Source organism: Streptomyces sp. B1866, assembly GCF_031932565.1.
In the GTDB taxonomy this organism is placed as follows: Bacteria; Actinomycetota; Actinomycetes; order Streptomycetales; family Streptomycetaceae; genus Streptomyces.
Genome location: NZ_JAVSCF010000574.1, coordinates 1 through 720 on the forward strand (window position 1 = coordinate 1; position 720 = coordinate 720).

The 720-nt window shown below is 82.4% G+C and carries 1 protein-coding gene; it reads left to right on the plus strand.

Going from position 1 to position 720, the window contains the following annotated elements; all coding sequences use genetic code 11:
- Positions 1-62 precede the first annotated feature (62 nt).
- The coding region (locus RKE29_RS30255; protein ID WP_312008896.1) for a polysaccharide deacetylase family protein at positions 63-720 on the plus strand (658 nt) is incomplete at its 3' end.

Consider the following 720-nt stretch of genomic DNA (forward strand, 5'->3'; position numbering starts at 1 on the left):
CCGGCAGCGCGCCGGACCGGGGGCGAGCCGTGAGCGCGCGGCACGCCGCAGCTGCGGCCCCGCTGCGGCCCGCGGCCGCCGTCTGCGGCGCGCTGCTGGCCGTCCACGTGCTGCCCGCCGCCACCTGGCTGCCGGGCCTGCGGCGCGCCTGCTTCCCGGCGCTGGCCGGCGCGGGAGACCCCGGCCATGTCGCCCTGACCTTCGACGACGGCCCCGACCCCGCCGCCACGCCCGCGATCCTGGACGCGCTGGACCGCCTGGAGGTGCGGGCGACCTTCTTCGTGCTCGGCGAGCGGGCGCTGCGCTACCCGGAGCTCGGCCGCAGCATCGCCGCGCGCGGCCACGAGCTGGCCGTCCACGGCTGGCACCACGGCCCGCCGTGGCGGCCGGCGTTCGCCCGGGACGCCCGCGAGGTGGCCCGGGCGGCGCGGGTCGTGTCGGACCTGGCCGGGGCGCGGCCGCTGTGGTACCGGCCGCCCTACGGCATCCTGACCGGCGGCCGCTGGGCGGCGGCCCGGCGGGCCGGGCTGCGGCCGGTGCTGTGGTCGGCCTGGGGACGGGACTGGACGGCCGAGGCGACCGCGGCGTCCGTACGGGCCACCGTGCGGCGGGCCCTGCGCGGCGGCGGGACGGTGCTGCTGCACGACGCCGGCCGGGCGGCCGCGCCGGGCTGCTGGCGCGCCACGCTCGCCGCCCTGCCGGACCTGGTCGCCGACTGCC